This window comes from Belliella marina (assembly GCF_042682445.1).
Taxonomy (GTDB): Bacteria; Bacteroidota; Bacteroidia; order Cytophagales; family Cyclobacteriaceae; genus Belliella; species Belliella marina.
The window spans coordinates 287,752-311,911 of the sequence record NZ_JBHUHR010000038.1; the positions used below are offsets into that span (position 1 = coordinate 287,752).

The 24,160-nt window shown below is 35.6% G+C and carries 18 protein-coding genes; 14 read left to right on the top strand and 4 right to left on the bottom strand.

The window, feature by feature from the left end:
• On the bottom strand, nucleotides 1–2,619 hold a 2,619-nt coding region (locus tag ACFSKL_RS13305; RefSeq protein WP_465252697.1), incomplete at its 3' end, for a DUF7507 domain-containing protein.
• Between the two features lie 814 nt (nucleotides 2,620–3,433).
• On the opposite strand from ACFSKL_RS13305, the gene ACFSKL_RS13310 reads away from it, so the two are divergent.
• The 11 genes from ACFSKL_RS13310 to ACFSKL_RS13360 all read left to right on the top strand — a co-directional run bounded on the left by ACFSKL_RS13310 (nucleotide 3,434) and on the right by ACFSKL_RS13360 (nucleotide 17,454).
• On the top strand, nucleotides 3,434–4,222 hold the full coding sequence (locus tag ACFSKL_RS13310; protein WP_376886703.1) for a polysaccharide biosynthesis/export family protein: 789 nt from the start codon (nucleotides 3,434–3,436) through the stop codon (nucleotides 4,220–4,222).
• A gap of 5 nt (nucleotides 4,223–4,227) precedes the next feature.
• The gene (locus ACFSKL_RS13315) at nucleotides 4,228–6,558 is read left to right on the top strand and encodes a GumC family protein (protein ID WP_376886705.1); all 2,331 of its coding nucleotides are present in this window, start codon (nucleotides 4,228–4,230) and stop codon (nucleotides 6,556–6,558) included.
• Nucleotides 6,559–6,575: 17 nt separating this feature from the next.
• A complete protein-coding gene (locus ACFSKL_RS13320; RefSeq protein WP_376886707.1) occupies nucleotides 6,576–7,955 on the top strand; it encodes an MATE family efflux transporter in 1,380 nt (459 codons plus the stop codon).
• Nucleotides 7,956–7,967: 12 nt separating this feature from the next.
• A complete protein-coding gene (locus ACFSKL_RS13325; protein ID WP_376886708.1) occupies nucleotides 7,968–9,182 on the top strand; it encodes a glycosyltransferase in 1,215 nt (404 codons plus the stop codon).
• A 17-nt stretch (nucleotides 9,183–9,199) separates the two neighbouring features.
• Nucleotides 9,200–10,489: a hypothetical protein gene (locus ACFSKL_RS13330; protein WP_376886710.1), complete on the top strand. Its 1,290-nt coding sequence runs from the start codon at nucleotides 9,200–9,202 to the stop codon at nucleotides 10,487–10,489.
• Nucleotides 10,490–10,493: 4 nt separating this feature from the next.
• Entirely contained in the window at nucleotides 10,494–11,576 is a 1,083-nt protein-coding gene (locus tag ACFSKL_RS13335) for a glycosyltransferase family protein (protein ID WP_376886711.1), read from the top strand.
• A 319-nt stretch (nucleotides 11,577–11,895) separates the two neighbouring features.
• Nucleotides 11,896–12,906: a glycosyltransferase gene (locus tag ACFSKL_RS13340; RefSeq protein WP_376886713.1), complete on the top strand. Its 1,011-nt coding sequence runs from the start codon at nucleotides 11,896–11,898 to the stop codon at nucleotides 12,904–12,906.
• A gap of 102 nt (nucleotides 12,907–13,008) precedes the next feature.
• A complete protein-coding gene (locus tag ACFSKL_RS13345; RefSeq protein WP_376886714.1) occupies nucleotides 13,009–14,019 on the top strand; it encodes a glycosyltransferase family protein in 1,011 nt (336 codons plus the stop codon).
• A gap of 229 nt (nucleotides 14,020–14,248) precedes the next feature.
• Nucleotides 14,249–15,157 carry a glycosyltransferase gene (locus tag ACFSKL_RS13350; protein WP_376886716.1) on the top strand — a complete coding sequence of 303 codons (909 nt, stop codon included), beginning with the start codon at nucleotides 14,249–14,251 and terminating at the stop codon, nucleotides 15,155–15,157.
• On the top strand, nucleotides 15,154–16,263 hold the full coding sequence (locus ACFSKL_RS13355; protein WP_376886717.1) for a glycosyltransferase: 1,110 nt from the start codon (nucleotides 15,154–15,156) through the stop codon (nucleotides 16,261–16,263). Before ACFSKL_RS13350 ends, ACFSKL_RS13355 begins: the two co-directional genes overlap by 4 nt.
• 138 nt (nucleotides 16,264–16,401) lie before the next feature.
• Nucleotides 16,402–17,454 carry a hypothetical protein gene (locus tag ACFSKL_RS13360; protein ID WP_376886719.1) on the top strand — a complete coding sequence of 351 codons (1,053 nt, stop codon included), beginning with the start codon at nucleotides 16,402–16,404 and terminating at the stop codon, nucleotides 17,452–17,454.
• Nucleotides 17,455–17,870: 416 nt separating this feature from the next.
• Here ACFSKL_RS13360 and ACFSKL_RS13365 read toward each other — a convergent pair whose 3' ends face one another.
• From ACFSKL_RS13365 to ACFSKL_RS13375, 3 genes are all read right to left on the bottom strand, one after another.
• Nucleotides 17,871–18,860 (bottom strand): hypothetical protein, encoded by a 990-nt coding sequence (locus tag ACFSKL_RS13365; RefSeq protein WP_376886720.1) that lies wholly within the window; start codon nucleotides 18,858–18,860, stop codon nucleotides 17,871–17,873.
• 178 nt (nucleotides 18,861–19,038) lie between these two features.
• The gene (locus ACFSKL_RS13370) at nucleotides 19,039–20,487 is read right to left on the bottom strand and encodes an MBOAT family O-acyltransferase (protein ID WP_376886722.1); all 1,449 of its coding nucleotides are present in this window, start codon (nucleotides 20,485–20,487) and stop codon (nucleotides 19,039–19,041) included.
• A gap of 48 nt (nucleotides 20,488–20,535) precedes the next feature.
• Complete coding sequence (locus ACFSKL_RS13375; protein ID WP_376886724.1) at nucleotides 20,536–20,748, bottom strand: hypothetical protein; 213 nt, start codon at nucleotides 20,746–20,748, stop codon at nucleotides 20,536–20,538.
• Nucleotides 20,749–21,000: 252 nt separating this feature from the next.
• Between ACFSKL_RS13375 and ACFSKL_RS13380 the strand changes: the two genes are divergently transcribed.
• The 3 genes from ACFSKL_RS13380 to ACFSKL_RS13390 are packed head-to-tail and all read left to right on the top strand — an operon-like array spanning nucleotide 21,001 to nucleotide 24,153.
• The gene (locus ACFSKL_RS13380; protein WP_376886725.1) at nucleotides 21,001–22,182 is read left to right on the top strand and encodes an NAD(P)-dependent oxidoreductase; all 1,182 of its coding nucleotides are present in this window, start codon (nucleotides 21,001–21,003) and stop codon (nucleotides 22,180–22,182) included.
• A gap of 14 nt (nucleotides 22,183–22,196) precedes the next feature.
• Entirely contained in the window at nucleotides 22,197–23,192 is a 996-nt protein-coding gene (locus ACFSKL_RS13385; protein WP_376886726.1) for a mannose-1-phosphate guanylyltransferase, read from the top strand.
• Between the two features lie 4 nt (nucleotides 23,193–23,196).
• Complete coding sequence (locus tag ACFSKL_RS13390) at nucleotides 23,197–24,153, top strand: GDP-L-fucose synthase family protein (protein WP_376886728.1); 957 nt, start codon at nucleotides 23,197–23,199, stop codon at nucleotides 24,151–24,153.
• The last annotated feature ends 7 nt before the right edge of the window (nucleotides 24,154–24,160 follow it).

The window sequence follows — 24,160 nt, forward strand, 5'->3', positions numbered from 1 at the left end:
TTCGAGTTCATCTTCATCACCCGGTGTCTCCCCGTTTGGATCCTCACCCTGCACACTTGCCGCATTCAGGATACTTCCTGCATCAATATCTTCCTGGGTTACAGTATAGCCAGCTGTCACCGACTTGCTCTCTCCTGGCGACAAAGTTCCCACATTCTCCTCAACTTCCAGCTTCGGATCACTGATCACCACTTCTGTCAAAGTCGTGTTGCCTGTATTGGTAACTGTCAGTGTATAAGTGATCAACTCTCCTGCTGCACTTACCTCTGATTTGTCTGCTGTTTTGCTCAAAGCAATTCCGCTGTTTTGGTCAACAGGTGTTTCAAGTTCATCTTCATCTCCCGGTGTCTCCCCGTTTGGATCTTCACCCTGCACACTTGCCGCATTCAGGATACTTCCTGCATCAATATCTTCCTGGGTTACAGTATAGCCAGCTGTCACCGACTTGCTCTCTCCTGGCGACAAGGTCCCCACATTCTCCTCAACTTCCAGCTTCGGATCACTGATCACCACTTCTGTCAAAGTCGTGTTGCCTGTATTGGCAACTGCCAAGGTGTATGTAATTACTTCCCCTGCTGCACTTACCTCTGATTTGTCTGCGGTTTTGCTTAATGAAATACTGCTGTTTTGGTTGATGATTGTGGTAGTTGTAGATAACTCTTCACCAGTTTCATTGGCATTAACAAATGCAGTATTGACTATGTCCAAACCAAGATCTATTAATTCCTGATTTACTTCGTATGAAGTTTGATAAATCCATGTTTCATTTAAATCAAGGACTCCATCCCCGTTGGAATCTCCACTAAGCAATTGCAGTGGTTCATTTCCATTGGTCAGAGGATCTGTCACTACAACATCAGTAGCAGCCACAGTCCCTGGGTTGGTCACTTCAATTGTGAAATTCAAAATGGTTGGCCCGTCGATTTCCAACTGGTCTACAGATTTATTGATAGACAGCCTACAATCATCCAAAGTAAGGGTGACGGGTGTTCTTATGACAGAAGCACAGCCAGTAGCCAGATTGACTGCTTCTGCATAGTAAGTAATAGATCCAATTTCATCTAGGATTGGCGCTGTAACCCTATCATCACTATCAGCTGACAGATACCATACAATTTCAACCCCATCAGTAGTGGCAATTGCATCATTTGCGTTGAGTGTTTGGATAGATTCCAGTGCGCACTCAGTTATATTTCCAGTAGACAATGGGGCTTCGGTAGCCAGGACGGTGATTGCAGCAACAGAAGAGGTCAGGGATTCACCACAATCATTGGTAACGATTACATAATAGTATCGTACACCATCCACATCTGTGGGAGGGGTCAATCTAGGTGAAGTCTCTTCTGCGATCAACTGTCCTCCTTCGTTGGAATCAGTCTCATTAACGTACCAGCGGTAGGTAAAACCCGAAACTCTGTCGGAAGAAATAAACAATTCATCTGACTGCTGTCCCTGGCAATAAGTATTGCTTTCCAATTCCAAAAATTCGATAATCCTTACAGTAACTTCAGTCCTGTCTGTTCTACCATCCAATTTATCTTCTATTTCATATTCAAAAGTATAAATACCCGGAGTTGCATTCGGTAAAATGGAAATATTGCCAAATCCGGGAGAATTTGGATCTTGGTCCAATTGGATAAAACCTAGAGAAAGCACACCTTGCCCATCAAAAACTGTCAAGTTAATATCTTGTGGATTGAGGATATTTCCATCCATTTCATCATTTTCAAAAATATTCCCGGCATTTTCGGAACCAACAGAGGCGAAAATTGGACAAAGGTTATCCGGAGCAGCCGAAACATCCCTTGCAAAAAATATAATTTTCCCATCCGATTCTTGCCTGTCAAATACCCTAAAGCCGAAAATTGGGATTTCCGTATTGAACAGCTCAGGATTGAAAATGGTAAGCCATTGCGTTTGATTATTAAAATTTATTTGATGGGTCACAACGGTATTCCAATCAAATTGCGCTGTTAGGCTTACAAGGTTTGCATCCTCTATTAAATCCCCAAATTCATCTAAAGCACCTAAATCAAAGGTTGAATTTCCATTCCTTTCTGATACAAGAATATATCCCGAGGACGGGATTTGATTTTGATAGAGTATATCAATAAAGGAATTATCTTCTTTTAATAAGGTCGCATTGCTTATATCCCAATAAGAGCGTAAATCAGGAATGGAAACTATTTCGGCAATTCCCGCAAGAAAATTCTCAAGATTATTCTCGTGATTGATATGCTGACTTTCGAGACTGTCCAAAGACCTAATTACTCGAATTTGACCCAGATCAATGTTTTGCCCCAATTTTGGATTTGCACTGATTACTTTGGGAAACCTTGTAGTTGCAAAAATCCTTTCCCCACTTTCTAAAAGTATGGAATTTATTTCAGCTGAAACATTTCTTGGCAGGAGATTGCCAGGGTTCTGCCTTGTCTGAACGACTTCCCTTTCATTCTGCCCTCCTCTATCCAAAACGATTTCAACTTCCCTGATAGGAATATTATTCCCTTCAGAGTTGACCCTGATTATATTTTGAGAAAAGACATTGTTTAGTAGAAGAAATGAAAGCAAAAACAATACAGCTAACTTTCTACCGAATAATAAGATTAAAGATTTCATTTAATTGATTTTTTTACCCCAACTGGACAACTTTCTACTTAGTCCAATAATTTTATCAGAAAACTACTTCTGCATTATTGAAATGTAAAAGTACATTTTTTTGTATTTGAAATGCAAATTTTTTTATAAATAAAAACCATATTAAAGACAATAACAATGAAAATGAAGGGATCTGAGTCCAATTGGGCGATTTTATAGAAATCATTTCAGGTAAAAAAATGGTCTATAATACAGAAATGCATGAAAGCAGTTTTGACTGTCAAAAAATATAAAGCTTGGAACCCAAATAGTTTCAGTATGCTTACCAACAATAGAAAAGCGACTATATATTATGAGTATCCGCAATGTTGCACGTTGGGTGAGAAGAGGCTTTATAATTTGCGGATACTCGTCAACAGCTTGCGCGCCTGTGGCGTGGACAACAGTTCACACTTGTGCCGCGGCGTAGTCAACAGAACCTCAAATTGTTCATCCAACAATATATTGTTTGGCTACGTGCAAGAAAGCAGATAGTCATAAAAGATATTTTTAAACTATGTATTTTATTTTGCCTATCGAATTACGACTGTATTACCTCTTATATTTGGATAAAATTTACTCTCTATATAGCAGGATACATTTTCCTAAACCCCACCCAAAATACCCCTATAAAGTAATAAGTAACTATTGTTGGAATAATTGGCTTGGCAACCTTATTCCCCTAAGACAAACCGCACATCTATCTGATTTTAATAGTATATAAAATGTTTTTTATATACATTTTTTTGTATTACCTTTGGAAAATCGATTCAAAACACAAACTAAGTTTAATGAAATGAAAGGATTATTTTATATATGTCTAGTAACCATATCACTATATAGTTGCTCTCCACGAAACCTTACTTACTTTAGTAATTTAGATCCAACTTCAGAAACACTTTCCGAGATCCCTTCAAACAGCAATGTGAGAATCCAGAAGAATGACAGGTTGAAAATTGTTGTTTCCAGTCCAAGCATGGAGTCGAATGTATTGTTTAATGGAGGTGTTTTGCCAAATCAAGACGAATTGAATGGGGTAAACAACAATATCCAACAGATTACAACCAATTCCTATTTAGTAAACAGCAATGGAAAGATTGAATTCCCGGTAATTGGGGAAATTCAGGTTGCAGGTTTGACAATCGAGGAAATCAGAAACGAATTGAAATTTCTATTGAGGGCACATGTCAAGGAGCCATCAGTCAATGTTTACCTCTCAAATTTCAGAATTACTGTAATTGGTGAAGTAAGTAATCCCTCGCATTTCATTGTTGAAAATGACAAAATCAATATTCTTGAGGCCCTTGGGATGGCCGGCGATATGACAGCATTTGGAAAACGTGAAAACGTCCTCCTCATGAGAGAAATAGACGGTCAAAGAGCAACATACAGAATAAATTTGAATGACAAAGAAATCCTCAGATCACCGCAGTTCAATCTGATACAAAACGATATCATCTATGTCGAACCTGACAAGGCCAAAGAAAAGCAGACTAGGGATAACAGAACATTAATTACAGTCGCTTCCATAGGTTCTTCAATACTTGTTGCACTAATATTCAACTATCAAAATTTATTCAACTAATGAAAATGTCAGATATTTTAATAGATGGGTTTGGGTTAGAAGATAAGAAAAAGGTTAATCCCCGTAAATTTCTTCAAAATTATTTGAGATTCAAGTATTTGTTTGCCGCCAGTATCCTAATTGCTGTTGCACTTGCAGTCCTCCACTTATTCTACGCAGAAAAATATTATCATATTTCCAGTAAAATTGTAATAAAGGATAAGGAAAAAGGTGTCAATTTTTCAGACAATCTTATTTCTTCTGAATTGGATATCTTAAGGACATCAAAAATCCTTGAAAATGAGATGGAAGTGTTCATGTCTTTATCTCTTATGGAAAGTGTTCTTCGTGATCTGCAATTTGAAACGATGATTTATTCAAAAGATAAGTTTCTGAGGAAAAAAGAATATTATAAAGACGCTTCCCCACTCCTGGTCAATTGGTCAAAAAAGGAATGGCTTTACGAACCTGATGAATACGAATACAACATCGAAATAATCGATGGCACCAAATTTAAGTTGGATTTCGATGGTAAGACGAGTACTCATCGCTTTGGAGAAGTAATAAAGGGACATTATGGTGAATTCAATATTGCATTAAATGAATCAATCGACTTCCAGGAAGTAAAAGAACTTGACTTTATTGTATATTTTTCAGATCCGGCAAGCATGGCAGCAGGATTTGTCAATCGTCTTGAAATAGCACAGGCCAATAAGCAATCAAGTGTATTGTATGTTAATTTGGTAGACAACATACCACAGAGAGGCAAGGAGGTCGTTGATAGATTGATTTACAATTACAATTCACTTACAGAAATAGAGAAAAATGAGACTGCAAATACGACAGTAAATTTTCTGTCCGACCAACTTTCGAGCTTAACGTTTGAGATTGATTCTATTGAAAGGAAAATTGAATTGCTAAAAACCCAAAATCGGGTAAGCGATGTGAACTCAGAGGCGAGACTGTACTCAGAAAGCTCAAATCAGATTAAAAATGAGATCAGAAACCAAAGAACCCAAGTCCAGATTCTAGAATCTATTCGTAGTTATATCAGTACTTCTACTGGAGAATTCAGGTCTGTACCAAGTTCACTTTCTATTGATGATCCAAGTTTGATAGCATCTGTGGCTAACTACAACACACTTCAACGAGACCGGGAAAGGCTATTACAGACAAATGAACCTGGAAATCCGATTGTCCAAGGAATAGACGAAAAACTGAACAATCAAAAACAGGATATTCTAGAGAATATCAAAAACATTAAATCAAGTCTGGAAATATCCATCCGGAACCTGGAATCCAACTCTTCCCAATTCGATTATAAATCAAGCCAAATCCCACAAATCGAAAGGGAATTGCAGGATTTGGAAAGATTGAAAAACAATAGGCTGGAACAATTTAATTTCCTAAACCAAAAGAATGAAGAAGCACTAATTTCGTTGACAGTATCTTCAAATACTTTTTCCAGAGTAATCGATAAGGCTAGGTCATCACCTGGCCCAGTATCTCCAAAAAAACCAATAACCCTTGCCTTTGCTGTCATCATGGGCTTTGGTATTCCATTCACATTTATTTTCGTGAAAAATCTATTGAACAACAAAATTGGAGAAAAAGTCGATGCCGAGGAGCAAGTCAATTTACCTGTCATTGGGGAAATTTCAAAAAATGACACGATGCAAGGGATGGTTTTTGGCAACAAACACAAATCACCAGTTGCCGAACAATTCAGGCTTTTGAGATCAAACCTGATCAACAACAGTACTTATAATTCCGACACGGAAACCCTTTTGATCACTTCATCTACATCCGGTGAAGGCAAGACATTTTGCGCCACAAACCTAGGTGGTAGTTTCAGTGTTTTGGGTAAAAAATCAGTAGTGTTGGAATTTGACTTGAGAAAACCCGCTCTTTTCAAATCCCTTGGATTAATAAAACCAGAAATAGGAATTATTGATTACGTTCTAAACAAAAAACTCGTGCTTTCTGATATTCTGGTAAAAGATGCGAATTTGGATAATCTCTATTTCATTGGTGCAGGGAATCTTGTATCATCGCCATCGGAGATCATATGTCATGATAGGGTATCCCAATTATTCCAAGCTTTGAGGGAACAATTTCAATACATCATCATTGACACTTCTCCTGTAGGAATGGTGCCTGACGCATTTGAACTTGTACACTATGCTGACAAAACATTGTATATCCTAAGGTCAGAATATACAACTACAGATAATCTTGATTTTTTGAACCAGTTTGGTGTCAAAGAAAAGCTCAAAAACCCATCACTTATATTCAATGGCGTCCGTTTGGTAAACGGGTATGGTTATGGATATGACTATGAACCAGTTTTGAACTAGTATTTAAGGATTTATAGATGACACAAAGTTTCAGTTTGGCCTACAAATGGGTTAACGAGAAAATCAACAAAGGCCAGGAAAGAAGCATTAAAGCCAAAAAGAACATTCTGGGGACATTGCTCATCAAAGGTCTGAGCATAGGTTTTAGTTTGGTCATGGTTCCTCTTACATTGGATTATGTAAGTCCTTCCAAATATGGAATTTGGCTAACCATCAGCTCCATAGTGGGCTGGTTTTCTTTCTTTGACATTGGTTTGACACAGGGGTTGCGGAATAAGCTTGGCGAAAGCTTGGCGAAAGGTGACCTTAAATTGGCCAAAACATATGTCAGCACGACTTATGCCACACTGGTATTGATATTCTCGACTGTATGGGTTAGCTTTTTGATAGCCAATAATTTCATTGATTGGGCTAGCATTCTCAAAACAGATGCAACCATGTCGAGTGATTTAAGTAGGCTCATGGTCATTGTATTTACCTATTTTTGTCTTCAATTTATACTAAAAACGATCACATCCATACTCACAGCAGACCAAAAGCCTGCAATAGCGAGTTTTGTTGATCTCATGGGACAGTTCTTTTCCCTGATGGCAATAATCATCTTGATCAAGACAACAGAAGGATCCCTATTGAACCTTGGACTTGCCCTATGCATCAGTCCCCTGATAGTATTGCTATCAGCAAACTTCATCCTTTTCAAAGGAAGGTACGCAGCCTATCGACCAAGCTTCAAAAGTATCAATTTCCGATATGCAAAAAACCTATTCAGGTTGGGAGGGACATTCTTTATTATCCAAGTCGCTGGAATCATCCAGTATCAGTCAGCAAACATCATTATTGTAAGGAATTTTCTACCGGAAGATGTTGTCGCTTACAATATTGTCTACAAGTACTTTGGATTACTAAATATGGTTTTTGCGATATTCTTGACTCCATTTTGGTCAGCATCAACAGAGGCATTTATGAAAAAAGATTTTGAATGGATAAAATCCTCAGTGAAAAAATATAATCTTCTCATCCTTGTGTTTCTGATTGCAGGAATTTTCATGGTAATTATCTCTGACTTCGTCTATCGAGCTTGGTTAGGTGAAGATTTGGTTACTATACCAAGCCAGTTATCAGTATGGGCATTTATATTTTTCATATGCTTTATGTTCGGCAACACTTATGTCTCTTTCCTAAATGGGATCAGTGCTCTTAAACTCCAGTTTTGGGCAAGTTTATTCAGCCCAATTATCTACATATTGACAGCCATGTACCTTATCAACATTCTTGGTATTGGCGTACATGCCTTATTTATCTCAGCTATAATTGCTAATCTAAATGGAATTATCCTTGCACCTTACCAATACTTGATGGTAGTTGTCAAAAACAAAAGAGGCATCTGGATAAAATAAATTCTTAAAAACATGAAAATAGTACACTTACAATATGGCTCTTCTTCCTCGGGAAATTATACGATTACATTACATGATTTGATGAAAAGGAATGGTATAGACTCTTCTGTTCTATCACTGTTTTCAACATTCACTCCAGATGATTTTGCTATCCAAAAACTAGGCAAATTCCCAAATTTAAAATCCAGTTTAGACCATAAAATCCAAGCAAAATTAAACAGGGAGAACAACAAAGAGTTCGGTAATTTTAGCTACCCAATATTGGGGACTGACGTATCTTCCCACCAACTAATCTCAACAGCCGACATTATTTATGTCCACTGGGTGCTGGGCGGTTATTTAAATATCAACAGCTTAATAAAACTAGCCCAATTGGGCAAACCATTAATCTTTGTATTACATGACATGTGGACTTTTACTGGTGGCTGTCATTATAGTTTTGAATGTGAAAAATTCAAGGGTACTTGCGGAAATTGTCAGGTTTTACCTGAAAACAAAGAAAAAGACAGGTCAAAAAAGTTATTTTTAAAAAAGCAAAAACTTTTTCAGAAATACAACAACCTGTATTTCGTAGCTCCCAGTCGTTGGATGGAACAAAATGCAAAATCAGCCTCACTGCTCAAAAACAAAAATATTTGGCAGATTTTCAATTCAGTTTCTTCAAACTTCAAACAGCTTCCAAAAAGACCCGATAAATTTATCAAACCTGATAAAACACGAAAAATAATCGGCTTTGGAGCCAATTACATCAATAGTCCTTATAAAGGTTTCCAATACCTGTTAAAAGCACTCCAGATCTTAGGGGAATTAAATATTTCCATCGATTTTGAGATACTGGTTTTTGGAAGTAATCTTTCTGAGGAAATCATCAAAGAAATCCCCTTTAAAGTCCATTATACAGGATATCTAACATCTGAGAAAGAGATATGTGCAGCATACAACTCCATGGATGTATTTGTAGTTTCCTCCATCGCAGACAACCTACCTACTACTATACTGGAAAGTCTTAGATGTGAAGTACCTGTAGTCGGTTTTGAAACAGGAGGTATCCCAGAAATGATTGAACATAAGCGTAATGGATATCTTGCAAAATTCAAATCTTCGGAAGATTTGGCAGATGGGATAATATTTTGTTTGAAAAATGAAGTGCGGGGTAAATTGAAACCCGAGTTTGAAGATGAACAAGTGATAGCCAAACACTTTAGGCTGTTCGAAGCCATTAAATAAAACTTTCCAATTGAAAAATGCTGACCAGTATTAGGAACAATCTCGAAAAAGCTGCTACCAGTCAGGAGCAAATTAAGTATATCAATTTCTTCTTCCTTGGAATATTGGGTTATTCCTTTGGTTCTGGAATGATGGATACACAAATCATCCATCCTGTTATCTGTAATTTGATTCAATTGATTGGAATCGGAATGATCTTTATTTCCTTTATTTTCCTGATAGACTTTAGTATCGAAAACCTGTACTTAAAAATCATTTATTATTCTTATTTATTCTATTTGGCCTCAATCGTACTACGCGGTTTTGCCTTTGATTACAATTATATCAAATCAGCATTGTTCAGCCAGTATTTCGGTGTGCTTCTTTACGCAGTTCCATTGGTGATGTTGATTCCGATAAATTTCGAATTTTTAAAAAGATTGAGAACTGCCATACAACTTTTCGCAGTATTACATCTGTTTTTCTTGGTGCTCAATGTCACAAGCATTATAAATGTTTCTCATTATAGCTTGATTATTACCGAATCGTTATCTAGGACTTTTGGGATTACAGCTGGATTTCTCTTACTGACTTTCCCATTTCATTCGAAAAAAACAATCGCTTTGGCTCTCACCTCTATGATCTCTATATTATTACTTGCAGTATATCAAGGCAGGAGGGGGCTTTCAATATTTTGCTTTATGATCTTAGCTTTTGCTGCGATCATTTACCTTACCAAAGGCAAGAACATTGCGATAGTTCTGGTCATCTCTTCTATGGCATTTGCATCATTAATGTTTTTCGGAATGGAAAAACTTACCAACAACGGGCTGTTTTCAACACTTAAGAGCAGAGGACTGGCTGATACACGCTCCAATGTAGAAGCCAATTTCTATGAAGATATGCAACCTATAGACTGGATAATTGGACGAGGAATAAATGGTGAATATTATTGTCCAGGCATCATTTGGGGAGATGGGGAACCTTCGGTGTATCGTTCAATTATTGAAACAGATTACTTACAGATTATATTGAAGGGAGGTATTATCAGCTTAGGCCTGTTGTTGCTAATCTTAATACCAGCAGGTTTGATTGGTATATTGAGATCAAGAAACCTATTCTCCATGGCTGCAGGCTTGTGGATTTTGATCGGTGTCATCAATATGTACCCTTCACCAATCAATACTTTCACTTTCAATTATCTATTGATCTGGATATGCGTAAGGATTTGTTTTTCCCCACGAATTAGAAATCTCAGCAACAAAGAAATAATGATATTGTTGAAAACCCATAACATCAAATTGTCAAGCCAATCTAAAAGCCTATAACAGCATGAGAATACTAGTATTGAACACCTACTCGTTTGATAAAATCTATCAAGAATGGTTAGATGGAGAAAGCCCATCCCACTTCCTTTTTGGCACTCTTGAAGTTAATAAACATGATGGATTTCAAGCAGATATCCTGCCACATTCAAAATACAAATGGCTGAATAAAATCGGTGACTTTATAGGTTTAACTGGGCTAGATCAACAAGTTAGGGTATTAATGCAAATCCGAAAATATGACATCATATATGCCCCATTCGCTTTAGGAAATACAAGACTGCTGAATATTTTAAAATATTTTAGAATCATCAATACCCCTATTGTAATATTGGGACATATGAATCTATACATAAAGCCGGAAAAACCAGTTTTTTTCGATTTCAGGAAAAAGCTATTACTTGATTACAACAAAATTGCTTTTTTGAGCGAAGGCTTAATGAATAAAACTATAAACGATTTAGGAGTCTCTAAGAGTGAGCTCAATGATAGATTTACTAAAGTTAATTGGGGAGCGGATGTAAATTTCCACAAAAAAAATGAATCGTATGTCAATTCCCGTGATACACAATTCGCCATCTGTGCAGGAACTACAGATAGGGATTTTGAATTGGTGATTGAAGCATTTAGAGAGATCGATTTCCCGTTAGAAATTTATTGTACGCCTGCTACTAGACCGAACGATACCAATCTCCCGGATCACATCAGTATTAATTCAGATTTTGTCCCTTACATTGATTTGTTGAGAAGGTATCAAAAAGCAAGATTCATCTTAATTCCTATCAAAAAAGAGAAAGTGGAAACAGGAAGAACCCTTGGATTAACAGTTCTACTTGACTCTTTGGCGATTAACAAACCTGCCATCATGACTTACAACAAATATGTTGACATCAACCCGGAAGACCATGGATTTGGCTTAAGTGTTCATGGTTTTACTGTTGAAGAATGGAGAAAGGCTATAAATAGCATATTGTTTGACTTTGAAAAGTTAGACAAAATGGCTTCTAATGCAAACGCTCTTTATGTCTCTGAATATAATTCTGAAAGATTTGGAGATAGTTTGGTTAAAGTTTTTAAAGAAATCAAATAATCAATTACAATTCATGTATTCACCTAGGATCTTAATCATAAACCAACCTTTTGACACTGTAACTGGAGGAGGTATTACACTTTCAAATCTTTTTAAAGGATATGAAAAAGAAAAGCTCGCTGTTGTATGTTCATCATATTTAATAAATGACAAAACAAATTTTGAGATTTGCTCTAACTATTACCAAATTGGTCATTTAGAGCATAAATGGAGATTTCCATTTAATCTGATCAAAAGAAAGCATATTTCAGGGAAAATTGAACCTTCTAAATCCAGCAAGGCACAATTTATTGAAAAAGCCCCAGCCAATGGTCTTAGGATGAATCTTATTAATGATTTTTTCTATCCTACTTTGAAATTTTTGGGTTTGTATCACGCATCATCCACCCAAAAACTTTCAAAGGAATTATGCGATTGGTTAGATGAGTATAATCCAGAGGTTTTATATGGTCAAGCTTCATCAATGGGTGCCATCCAATTCTGTCAGATGGTCCAAGAGTATTTGAATAAGCCACTTATATTCCATATGATGGATGATTGGGCTACAATGCTCAAAAGTGAAGGTATATTTGGTAGATTTTGGTACAATAGAGTAGAAAAAGAATTTCAAAGTCTTTTTGACAAATCAAATATTCTTTTGAGCATTAGTGAACTAATGGCCAAAGAATATAAAACAAGGTATAACAAAGATTTTATCCCTTTTCACAATCCAATAGACGTAGAATTTTGGAAAAAGCATAGAAAGGAAAATAAGGCTTTATGTGATCCTCCTGTAATTCTGTATGCAGGAAGAGTAGGAACAGGTATAGAAACCTCCCTCGAAGTCATCGCAAAGTCTGTGGAACTTGTCAATAAACAGACAGGTATTGGACTTCAGTTTGCATTGCAGACACCGGAAGCTCCAAAATGGATCAGTAATTACAAATATACCAGACACAATTCCTATGTAGAATATAAAGAGTTGCCTAAGGTGTTTGCAGAGGCTGATTTTCTAATCTTACCCTATGATTTTGGGGAGGAAGGCCTAAATTTCATCAGGTTATCAATGCCTACAAAAGCATCTGAATACTTTGCAAGCGGAACTCCTGTTATCATATTTTCCCCAGATTGTACAGCTGTAGTAGATTATGCAGAAAAGCATCAATGTGCTTTAAGTGTAACTCAAAATGACTCAAAAAAATTGGCGGAAAGTATCATAGAGTTAATAAACGACGAAGATTTACGCCTTAAGACAGCTCAAAGTGGAGTAGAAATAGCCGATAAATACCACAATGCAATAGAAGTCAGGTTAACATTTCAAAATATCTTACGGAGTTTGAAACATAAATAGCTTAGGATGAACCATTCCTCCTTGACCCAGTCATTTAAGGTTTAGTATCATACTTTAAAAAATCTGAGTCTTTATATTTTAAATCTTAAAGCGAAATTAAATATGAATAATATTTATATATATCCCAAAGTCATAAATAAAAACCTAATAGCTCCAAACCCTTATATTGAGGATCTGGAAAAAGCTTTAGGACGTAAATTTAATATTGTAAATAAAAACACATTAAAATACGGTGTCCTAGAATTATTCCAACATTTTCCAAAAACCGATACTTATCTTTTAAATTGGTTTGAGGATGTATTTAAAAGAAAGTATGGTAAGTTTCAGGTTCTATTTTTCATATTTTTCATAATAATTAAAAAACTTTCCAACAAAAAGATAGTTTGGATTCTCCATAATAAATACGGAAAAGATAAAGGCAAAAAATCTTTGACTGATTTGATGTATGATCTATTAATGAAACATTCTGATTTGATTATTACACATTCAAATGAAGGAATTAATTTTGTCGAAGAAAATTTTCCAGCCCACAAAGCTAAAGTACATTATCTGATTCACCCAATTAATGATCCGTTTCCCCAAGTTAAGTCTTTAGCAATTGAATATGATATTCTGATTTGGGGTTCCATCCAACCATATAAAGGAATTTTAGAATTTTTAAAATTCGTCAATTCAAATGCTGACTTAAGTCATTTAAAAATCCTAATAGTTGGCAAATGCAATAACCTCGCATATTTAGATCAATTGAAGCAAGAGTTCACACCTCAAGTCAAATTAATAAATGAGGTTTTGCCGCTGGAAGATATTTCTGTCTTAGCACAGAAATGTAAATTCATTCTATTTCCATACCACTCAACAACCTTATTAAGCTCCGGAGTACTAATTGATTCTTTAAGAATGAACACGAAAATTATAGGACCAAATTCAGGTGCCTTTAAAGACCTTTCATACTTGAATGATGTAATAGTTTATGGTGATTTTGAAGAATTCAAAGAAATAATCCTCGAGAAAAATGAATCCAAATTTGATATTTCTGAGAACAAAATATTTTGTTTGGAAAACTCATGGAATGCTTTCAGCTCAAGATTTTCCGAAATATACAATAACATTTAAACCCAATTGCAGCGTGTTTAGTGTATAAGTGTCCACTAAAATTCCGATTAATCCATTGCGTATTTTATCTAAACCCATACTCCTCTTAGTTTGAGATTTTGAGGTTGTTGTAGTGGGGGGGGATGCCCAATCAGGGTAGGTACAATAATAAAAACATCCCAATATTGGTTCTCAATAAAGTGCCCATAACAATACAAGTTTACAAATCCATAATTTAAATACCAAAGAAGTGAAAACGTCCAACAAGAATTTAGCACCAATCTGTTTATTTACATTTAACAGATTGGATGAGACCATCAAGACGGTAGAAGCTTTGAAAAAAAACCATTTAGCGCTATATAGCGAACTCTACATTTTTTCAGATGGTCCCAAAAACGATATCCAAAAAACAAAAATCAATGAAGTACGAAACTATCTGCACACTATAGATGGGTTCAAAAATGTAACAATCATTGAGTCAACTATTAACATAGGACTGGCGAATTCTATCATCAATGGTGTATCTAAAGTCATTAAAACCCATAGTCGGGTTATCGTTATAGAAGATGATTTAGTCACATCTTCCAACTTTTTGGATTTCATGAATCAGGCTATTGATTTCTACAAAAATGACAAAAATGTAATATCTATATCTGGATTTACACTTCCATTGCCAGGATTGAAAAGTTGTAATCAAGATTATTATTTTGGGGTAAGAGCATCTTCTTGGGGATGGGGGACATGGCAGGACCGTTGGGAAGATGTTGATTGGGAGATGAAAAATTATGACAAATTCATTCAACAGAAACCCTTGAGGAGGAAATTTAGAGAAGGTGGAAGTGATATGGTACGAATGCTAAACAACCAAAACAAAGGGAAAATTGATTCATGGGCAATACGGTTTTGCTTTCATCAATTCAATAAAGGGATGTTTACCGTTTTTCCTTCCAAATCAAAAATCTATAGTATTGGATTTTCAAAAGATGCCACTCATACCAAATCGGTTTCTAGATTTGACACAAAACTTGATGATTCTGATCAAAGACAGTTTTTGTTTAAGTTATATGAAAATCCAGACAAGCAGTTATTGAAAGAGTTTAGATCATTTTTCTCAATTCAAAAAAGATTGTTAGATAAAGTAAAAAGCATATTTTCATGAAAAAAATTGATAAGAAAATCCTCTTTATCCTACATCTCCCCCCTCCTATTCACGGAGCTGCTTTAATGGGGAAGTTCCTCAAAGAAAGTGAATTAATCAATAGTTCATTTAATTGCAGCTATGTAAATCTTGGTGTCTCTGAAAACCTAAATGAAATAGGACAAGGGAACTTGAAAAAGATCCCAAGGTTTTTAGAAATTATCAAAAATGTCTTGATTGCCATCTATAGGAATAAACCAGATCTGGTATATATGACACCTACTTCAAAGGGGTTTGGATTTTACAAAGATGCTTTATTGGCCATAGTCATCAGGTTGTTGAAAATAGACCTGGTTTATCATTTTCATAACAAAGGATTTTGCGAGAACCAAAATAGATTCTTTTACAATCTAATCTATAAATTAATTTTTAAAAACTGCAAGGCTGTCTTATTGTCTAAAATGTTATATGATGACATTAAAAAATATATACCTGAAAAGGATCTCTACATTTGCCCAAATGGAATCCCCCCAACAAATCCAATAAGAGAGCCAACCACTAATAACAACACTGTTGAGATTCTGTTTTTGTCGAACTTACTTATTGCCAAAGGCATACTTATACTTTTGGATGCCTGCAAAATCCTAAAGGCAAACAATCTTGACTTCAAGTGTATAATCATCGGTGCTGAAGCAGATATATCTGCTTTAGAACTAAAAAACAAGATAAATGAATTGAACCTATCAAATTGTGTGAATTATTTGGGAAAAAAATACGGTGAAGAAAAATTCGAGATTATGGCTCAAGCAGATATTTTTGTTTTACCAACATTTGATGAAGCTTTCCCATTGGTTAATTTAGAAGCGATGCAATTTTCTTTGCCAATAGTCACAACAAATGTAGGTGGTATTCCAGATATGGTAATAAATGAGCACAATGGCTTTATTGTGGAAAAAGAAAACCCTGTTGAATTGGCAAGTAAAATTGAATTTTTGATTCACAATAATGATTCTAGGGTTAAAATGGGAATAAATGGGAGGAAAAAATATGAAACTGAATTTACGTTAGAGATTTTTGAAAAAAGAATGAAAGAAATTCTCATTGAAGTTGTACATAAAAACAATTAAATGACAGCTAATCTAACAAATAATGGGGAGTGGTTCAATACTAAATAAAGAACCTTATTTATCTAACAACCTAACAACAAAATAATGTATAACATAGTTACATCAATTTGTGTCGATCAAGACCAATCGGGCAAAAACGTGAAATATCCGAATATTGGAAATCAAAAAAGTGATAAAAAGAATATTTATTGGAAATGTGTCTACACTTTTTGCGCTACTTCAGTAAGAGTAAATCATGAAAAAAAACATCTAGTGATAACAAATGATTATGATGATGTAATAATTGACAATAAAAACATAAAAAAAGAATTATCTCTTCTAGGAGTGGAGTTGATATATTTGAACTTTGATACATACGACCCCGGAAAATTTTCTAAAATATTTAGAAATGCTTTTTACAAATTACAAGTATTTGAGAGATTGTCCCAAGAAGCTTTGCCCTCAATTCTTTTGGATTCCGATATTCTTTGGCATAAAAAAGATACTGTTTTAGATGAAATCATTTCCAAAGGAGAGGTTTTGGTTTTGCAAGACACATACCAAAGGAATAATCACCCTTTAAAAAGATCTCCTCATAATTTAAGCATGAAAGATATGGGGGATACTTTTTATTCAATAGGTATCCAAAGTTATAACGAGCCTTATCCAATCTGGTATGGGGGTGAAATAACTGGAGGGTCCCCCAAAACTTTTGGAGTATTGGCGAAAAACATTCTTGAATTACTGGATTATTGTAAAGAGCAAGAAAAAAACGGAAATAAAATTTACTTCCCGAATGGCAGCTCTATTTTTGATGGTGATGAATTTTTATCCTCTTTTGTCTATAATTCGATAGATATTGAAATATACGACACAAACAAGCTTCATTCCAAAAGGTTGTTAACAGGTGAAATATCCAACAATGTTATGGATGGAGACGAAAAAATACCAATCTGGCATGTTACCAGTGAAAAAGTAACTGGGTTAAAAAAATTGTTTGATGAGGCCATAAATCCAAATTCGGAATTCTGGAATACAAAAAATTTCACAGAATATCTCGGTAAGTTTGTTGGGATCCCTAAAAGAAAGTTTAAGAAAAAAAGCTTACCAGTAAAGGTTAAGGATCTAATTTATAATCAGTTACGATTTTTGAATTCAAATAGAAAAAAAATGATTTGGTGGTTTCACTCTAGATACATCAGTAACAAATAATTGATGAATTTATTCTCTGTGCTAACTTTGAGATCTGATGAAAAACTCAGACCCTGGACTTTCCCAAAACCAATCCAAACTGATTTTTTTACTATTTTATCCAGATCGTTATTTGTCAATGAATGCTGCAGTTGATTTCTGTGCTCAAAACCGATACAAAGGTGCTTTGAAGAATTTATCGTGACCACGTACAAACATCCCTAAAAATACACAAAAACAACTCTGGGACACATAAACGACTATATATCAGTACATTAAATTGAAAAAGTACTGAGTACTGTCTGTCTAAGTGAGGTGATAAAATACAAACATTGAAGCCCTGATTAATTAGCCGAATGCCTTGGGGGATTTTCAGGCTTGCTTGATTTGAGGTACAAAGAGTATCAATGATGGGGTACGTTTAAACCTGAGTTCGACTATTCAACATCCATTAATACCAAATTATTTTTTTTAACAATCAGATCTATTTGCTTGTCTGTATAAGCTTGCTTCTCTTGAACTTCTAAAAAGCCTTGGTTCAAAATCTCATTAAACCATGTGGAATAAACCTTTGACCCAATTTCGTTCATATGTGAAAAATCATAAAATTCTGAATTTTTCAATTTAAAACCATTAAAATCCACATATTCAACATCAGGAAAATTAGCCTTTAAATTTTTTTTATAGGCTTTTTCAGAATATAGCCCCTCCCAATTTTCATGAATAGGAGTTCGGACAAGGATCACCTTTTTTCCATTGCTTTCGCACAAATCAATCGTTTTTTTCAAATAAAAAAGATTGATTTTAGAGATTTCGAAATCTATATCCTCCTTCCTGGTTTTATCAGCCGATTGGACTAAAGAATCTACATGGCTACTTTCTCTGGATAGAAAACCACCAAACCTCAAATTGTTTACTTGACAATTACCTTTGTTTATAATTGCTCCAATATTGTGAAAAGTGTTCTTCATTAATGCTTTTACAATTTGATTTTGAAACATGCTGGTGTTGTTGCTTACCAATAGATTCAATTCAGAAAAATCCATTAAAGGAAGGTATGCTGGTAATCGGATAGGTAAATAGACATCATCCCAAATAAATTCTTCAAATTGTTTTGTAAGTTGATTATTGGAATATTCTATAAAAACAACTTGTATGTGTTCATTCTCCTTTATCAGCTTTCTGGCCTTTAAGTATGTATAAAAATACGCTTCCCCTGAATTGGCAAAATTAGAAAAGTTGTTTATCATGGAATCATCGTACGCTACTTCTGAATGAGAATGGCCTAACATGATATACTTTTTATCGGCTGGCAACTTATAATATGAGATTGACTCCACCCCAAATTTCCCAAGAATAAAACTAGACAGAAAAATGACAAGTAATATGATAGAGAATCCGAAGAACTTTTTTAGAAATTGTTTCATGTGTTTATAATTTATCTTTGAGTGGTCATATATCCAGTGCTGAATCTCCCAAGGGCAACAGGCTAGTCAGACTTGGGAGGATCCTCGAACATCCCCAGATACATCCAGTAGATAATTAGGTGTTTTCTTTTGTTTCGATCCAGTTATGTCTGTCGCAGACAAACCCGGTTTCATATTGTTAAAATTGAAAATAGATGAATTGTTGTTCCTTTCCACCAAACCAGAAAATTGAAATAATAAAGACGTAATACAACGCATATCTAATTTGTCGATTCCACTTTATTCCCAAATTCTCAATTGCATATTTATTTCCTCTACCATTCCACTCAAACAAAACAAAAACTACAATCATAATAAGAGTTGCCAATGACTCTACTTTCCTTGGAAATTTTGGGTTGTCAAAAAGAGTTGGTGAAAATATCTCAGAGATATAGCCTATAGCATGTCCAACATTATCCGCTCTGAAAAATATCCAAGCAATTACCGTCAGACCAAAGGTTAAAACTATTAACAAGAACTCTTTAATATTCGGAAAAACGTTTCCTTTTGCAACAACCTCCAGATTATTACGGTTGTTTTTTGTCAATAAAAGTGGTAAAAAATAGATTGCGTTTAAAGCTCCCCAAATTACAAATGTCCAGTTTGCTCCATGCCAGAAACCACTTACTATAAAGATGATAAATGTATTTCTTATTTTTCCCAATGTACCACCTCTACTTCCTCCCAATGGGATATAAACATAGTCTCTAAACCATGTTGACAATGAAATATGCCAACGCCTCCAAAACTCAGCAATATCTCTCGAAAAGTATGGAAAGCTAAAGTTCTGCATTAAATCAAAACCAAAAAGGCGAGAAGTCCCAATGGCTATGTCAGAATACCCAGAAAAATCACCATAAATCTGGAAAGAGAAGAATATAGCTCCAAGAACCAAAGTACTACCAGAATATTCGGAAGAATTATTGAAAATTATGTTTGCAAATTCAGCACAATTATCAGCAATGACTACCTTTTTGATAAGCCCCCAAAGTATTTGACGCATTCCATCAACTGCCTTTCCATATTCAAATGTCCTTTTCTTATAAAATTGAGGCAGTAAATGTGTAGCTCTTTCTATAGGGCCAGCTACAAGCTGGGGGAAAAAACAAACAAATGCAGAAAAAGCCACAAAATCTTTTGTAGGCTCCAATTTACGCTTGTATACATCTATAGTATAACTTAATGTCTGGAAGGTGTAAAAACTTATTCCCACAGGCAAAATAATGTTCAATGAATCCCCACTGATTTCCTTACCCAAGAAAGTATAAGCAGTAACAAAGTTGTCCAAAAAGAAATTGTAGTATTTGAAAAAGCCAAGAAAACCAAGATTCACAACAATACTTGTCCACAAGAGCATTTTTCTTTTCAATTGGTCATCTTGCTTGGAGAGGCCCCTTCCAATAAAATAATCAAGAATAGTACTGAATAAAATCAATGACAAAAACCTCCAATCCCACCATCCATAAAAAAAATAGCTAGCCGCCACAATAAGAAAATTCTGCAGTTTTAAGTTATTGTTAGTGAGGAACCAATAAAGCAAAAAAACCACAGGTAGGAATAATGCAAAATCAATTGAGTTAAAAAGCATTCTAATTAATGTTTTAAATTTTCTATTATTTTAATTTATCCTTAATAATTATTGGAAAGATCTTGGGAAACCATAGTCACTGAAATCCAGAAAATTCTGACTGGCAATAAGGTCATCTTCCGACACAATCACTCGCCTCTTCTCATTGATGACCTTGGTGACACCATTGATCAAACTACTGTTCAATATATTGAAACCTACAACTGAAGAGCCATGAACAGGCTGGGGTACACGTAATAAAAACGAAACTCTGTCTTTCATCCTACTTTACTTCTACTTGATAATCTCCGAAACTTTCGATATCCACATAGATACTTGTCTTTGGGACATTGCCCCAAACTCACCATTCACTACTTTCCCAAAAGTCATAAGATCAAACAACATCTTCCAATTATTTCCAAAACTACAAATTCATCTTGATTTAAAAAACATTAAAAAGTATTTTAAATACATTTTTTTGTTTTTTAAATAATTGTCATTACTTTTATACTTCGATTTAAAACACTACAGGTTATGTTTCAAAATACTACGATAAAAGTGGGGGTAGTTGGTACTGGTTGGATAATTAAAGGCTTGGTAAAGCTCCTTAATGCAAGCACTGATATGTCTGTATCAGGGGTATTGACAAGAAGAGATGGGAAAATTGAAGGACTTGAAGTCCCGGAAGACATTGTCTACAAAATCCCGGAATTATTGTTTTTGAATTCTGACGTGATTGTAGTAAGTACCGGAGATCCTATATATAGCACAGCAATCATTCATGAAGCATTCAAGTACAACCTGCCTGTAGTGACAATGGATGCTGATACCATGGTAACTACAGGGACTTGGCTTTCAAGACAGGGACTGATTACCGAGTCAAATGGAGACCAACCTGGCTGCTTGGCTGTTTTAAGAAAAGAAGTGTTAGAAATGGGGTTTACACCTATTGTCTATGGGAATATAAAAGGATTCTTAAACAAAAACCCTTCCATTGAGGACATGAATTACTGGTCTAATAAACAAGGTTATTCCCTCAGCTCTGTCACTTCATTTACTGATGGCACAAAATTACAAATCGAACAAGCTTTGGTAGCCAATGCATTTGGAGTTGGGATTGCTCAGCAGGGGCTACTTGGGTTTCAGACGGAGGATTTTGTGAACTCAAGTTATGAATTAGCGGAAATTGCTGAGAAAATTGGTACTCCAATAAGTGATTATTTGCTTTCAAGAACAGCTCCTCCAGGAGTTTTTATAGTCACAAAACATATGGAAGAAATGAGAAATGAATTGAGAACCTATAAAATGGGCGATGGGCCATATTATCACCATTGCAAACCGACTCATTTATGTTTTTTTGAAATTCCAGGCACTATCAAAAAACTACTCCGACACAATGAAATTCTGATCGACAACAGCGACAGGCCAACAGCGAGTGTGGGTGCAATAGCAAAAAGAAAATTGATCAAGGGGGATTTTATACCCAATGGCATCGGAAGTTTTGATACCCGTGGAGAAGCAATAAGAATCAAGGACGAACCAAACCATGTACCTATTGGACTCCTTCAGAATGTAGTGGTCAAGGAAAATGTCGAAGAAGGACAGATCATCAAGTTTTCGGACATTGACATTCCAGACTCACTAGCCACTACCGCATGGTTCAAAATCTTGGATAGTCTGGATGCAAACCTAGAAAATAAACTGGTAATAAATTAAGTGAATTATCAAGCATGAAAATCATTAATGTAATATTATCTGGGGGTGTAGGAAGCAGGCTTTGGCCCCTATCAAGGAAGTCAAAACCAAAGCAATATTTACCATTGTTTGATGGAAAGTCCTTGTTTGAACTTGCGGTGGAAAGGAATAAGGAGGTATGCACAGATTTGTGTATCGTTGGAGGTATAGACAATTATGCACTTTCCAGGCAAATCTTAAAAAAGTTAAATGTACAACGCTTTGGCGAAATCGTCGAAGCATGTCCCAGAAATACGGCTGCCGCAATTGCATTTTCTGCATTTGAAGCAAATCCCGAGGATATTTTGCTTGTAACTCCATCAGATCAGCTGATAAAAAATGACGCCCTCTACTATAGCGCATTGGAAACCGCCATAGACTTAGCCAAAAACAACCACATCGTCACCTTTGGGTTGCAACCAAAACACCCAGAAACTGGATTTGGATATATTGAGTATAAAGGAAATGAAGTGATTTCTTTCAGGGAAAAGCCATCCCGGGAGTTAGCTGAATCATTCGTCGCTTCAGGAAATTTTTTGTGGAATAGTGGTATGTTTTGTTTCAAGGCAGGGGTTTTTCTTGAAGAATTAGAAAAACTTGAGCCAGAACTTTATGGGGCTAGCCATAGGGCATTCTTCAAAAAAAATGGAGTTTACCTGAACGAATTGCTTTCAATGGAAATACCTTCCATCAGTGTGGATTATGCTGTGATGGAAAAGACTGATAAAATAAAAGTTGTCCCCTCCTTCTTTGACTGGTCTGATATGGGGAGTTTTCAGGCAATTTATGATTTTGTTCCAGACAATGATTCAAGAAAATCCGCCGGAAATCTTTCTTTGAACTCCAGCAAACTGGTTGAGTTCGTAGGTGTAGACAATATTATTTTGGTCGAAACCGAAGATGCCATATTGGTTTTGAATAAAAACAATGCCCAAGATGTAAAGAAGGTCTACGAACGGCTTGAAATTGAAAATCCTAAATACTTAAGATAAAATTATGATTTCTAAAGATTCAAAAATCTTTATTGCTGGACATAGGGGAATGGTAGGTTCGGCAGTCTGGAATGCACTGGTTGACAATGGCTACAAGAATTTGCTTGGGGCAAACAGCAAAGACCTAGATTTGAGAAACCAACTCGAAGTGGAATATTTTTTCGCAAGGGAAAAACCACAAGTTGTCATAGATGCTGCTGCAAGAGTTGGTGGAATCATGGCAAACAAGACTTACCCCTATCAATTTTTGATGGACAATATGAGGATTCAAAACAATTTGATAGAATCTTCATTGGGACATGAATGTGAAAAATTCATCTTCTTGGGGAGTTCTTGTATTTATCCCAAATTTTCTCCCCAACCGATCAAAGAGGAGTATTTGCTTACTTCCGAATTGGAATCTACAAATGAAGCCTATGCTTTGGCAAAGATTGCTGGAGTAAAGGCTTGTGAATACATACGGACACAGTTTGGAAAAGACTACAGTAGCTTAATGCCAACAAACCTTTATGGCCCAAGGGATAATTTTGACTTGGAAACATCCCACGTGCTACCGGCTATGATTACCAAGTTTCACCAAGCTAAGCTCAACAATCATGAACCAGTCCTTTTATGGGGTTCAGGAAGTCCAAAAAGAGAGTTCTTACATGTCAATGATTTGGCCAAGGCAGTGTTATTCTCTTTGGAAAATAAGCTTCCGGAAAATCTGTACAACATAGGCACAGGTGAAGATATTTCAATCTTCGAGCTGGCAAATATGATCCAAGAAATTGTAGGACATGAAGGGGAAATAAAGTGGGATTCGGACAAGCCAGATGGTACACCTAGAAAATTATTGGATGTATCAAAAATGTCTGACTTAGGATGGAGAGCCCAAATCAAATTGGAAGAAGGAATCAGGTCGACTTATGAATGGTATTTGGAAAATTCATACGACCTAAAAAAAGTAAAAATCAGCTAATAATCAG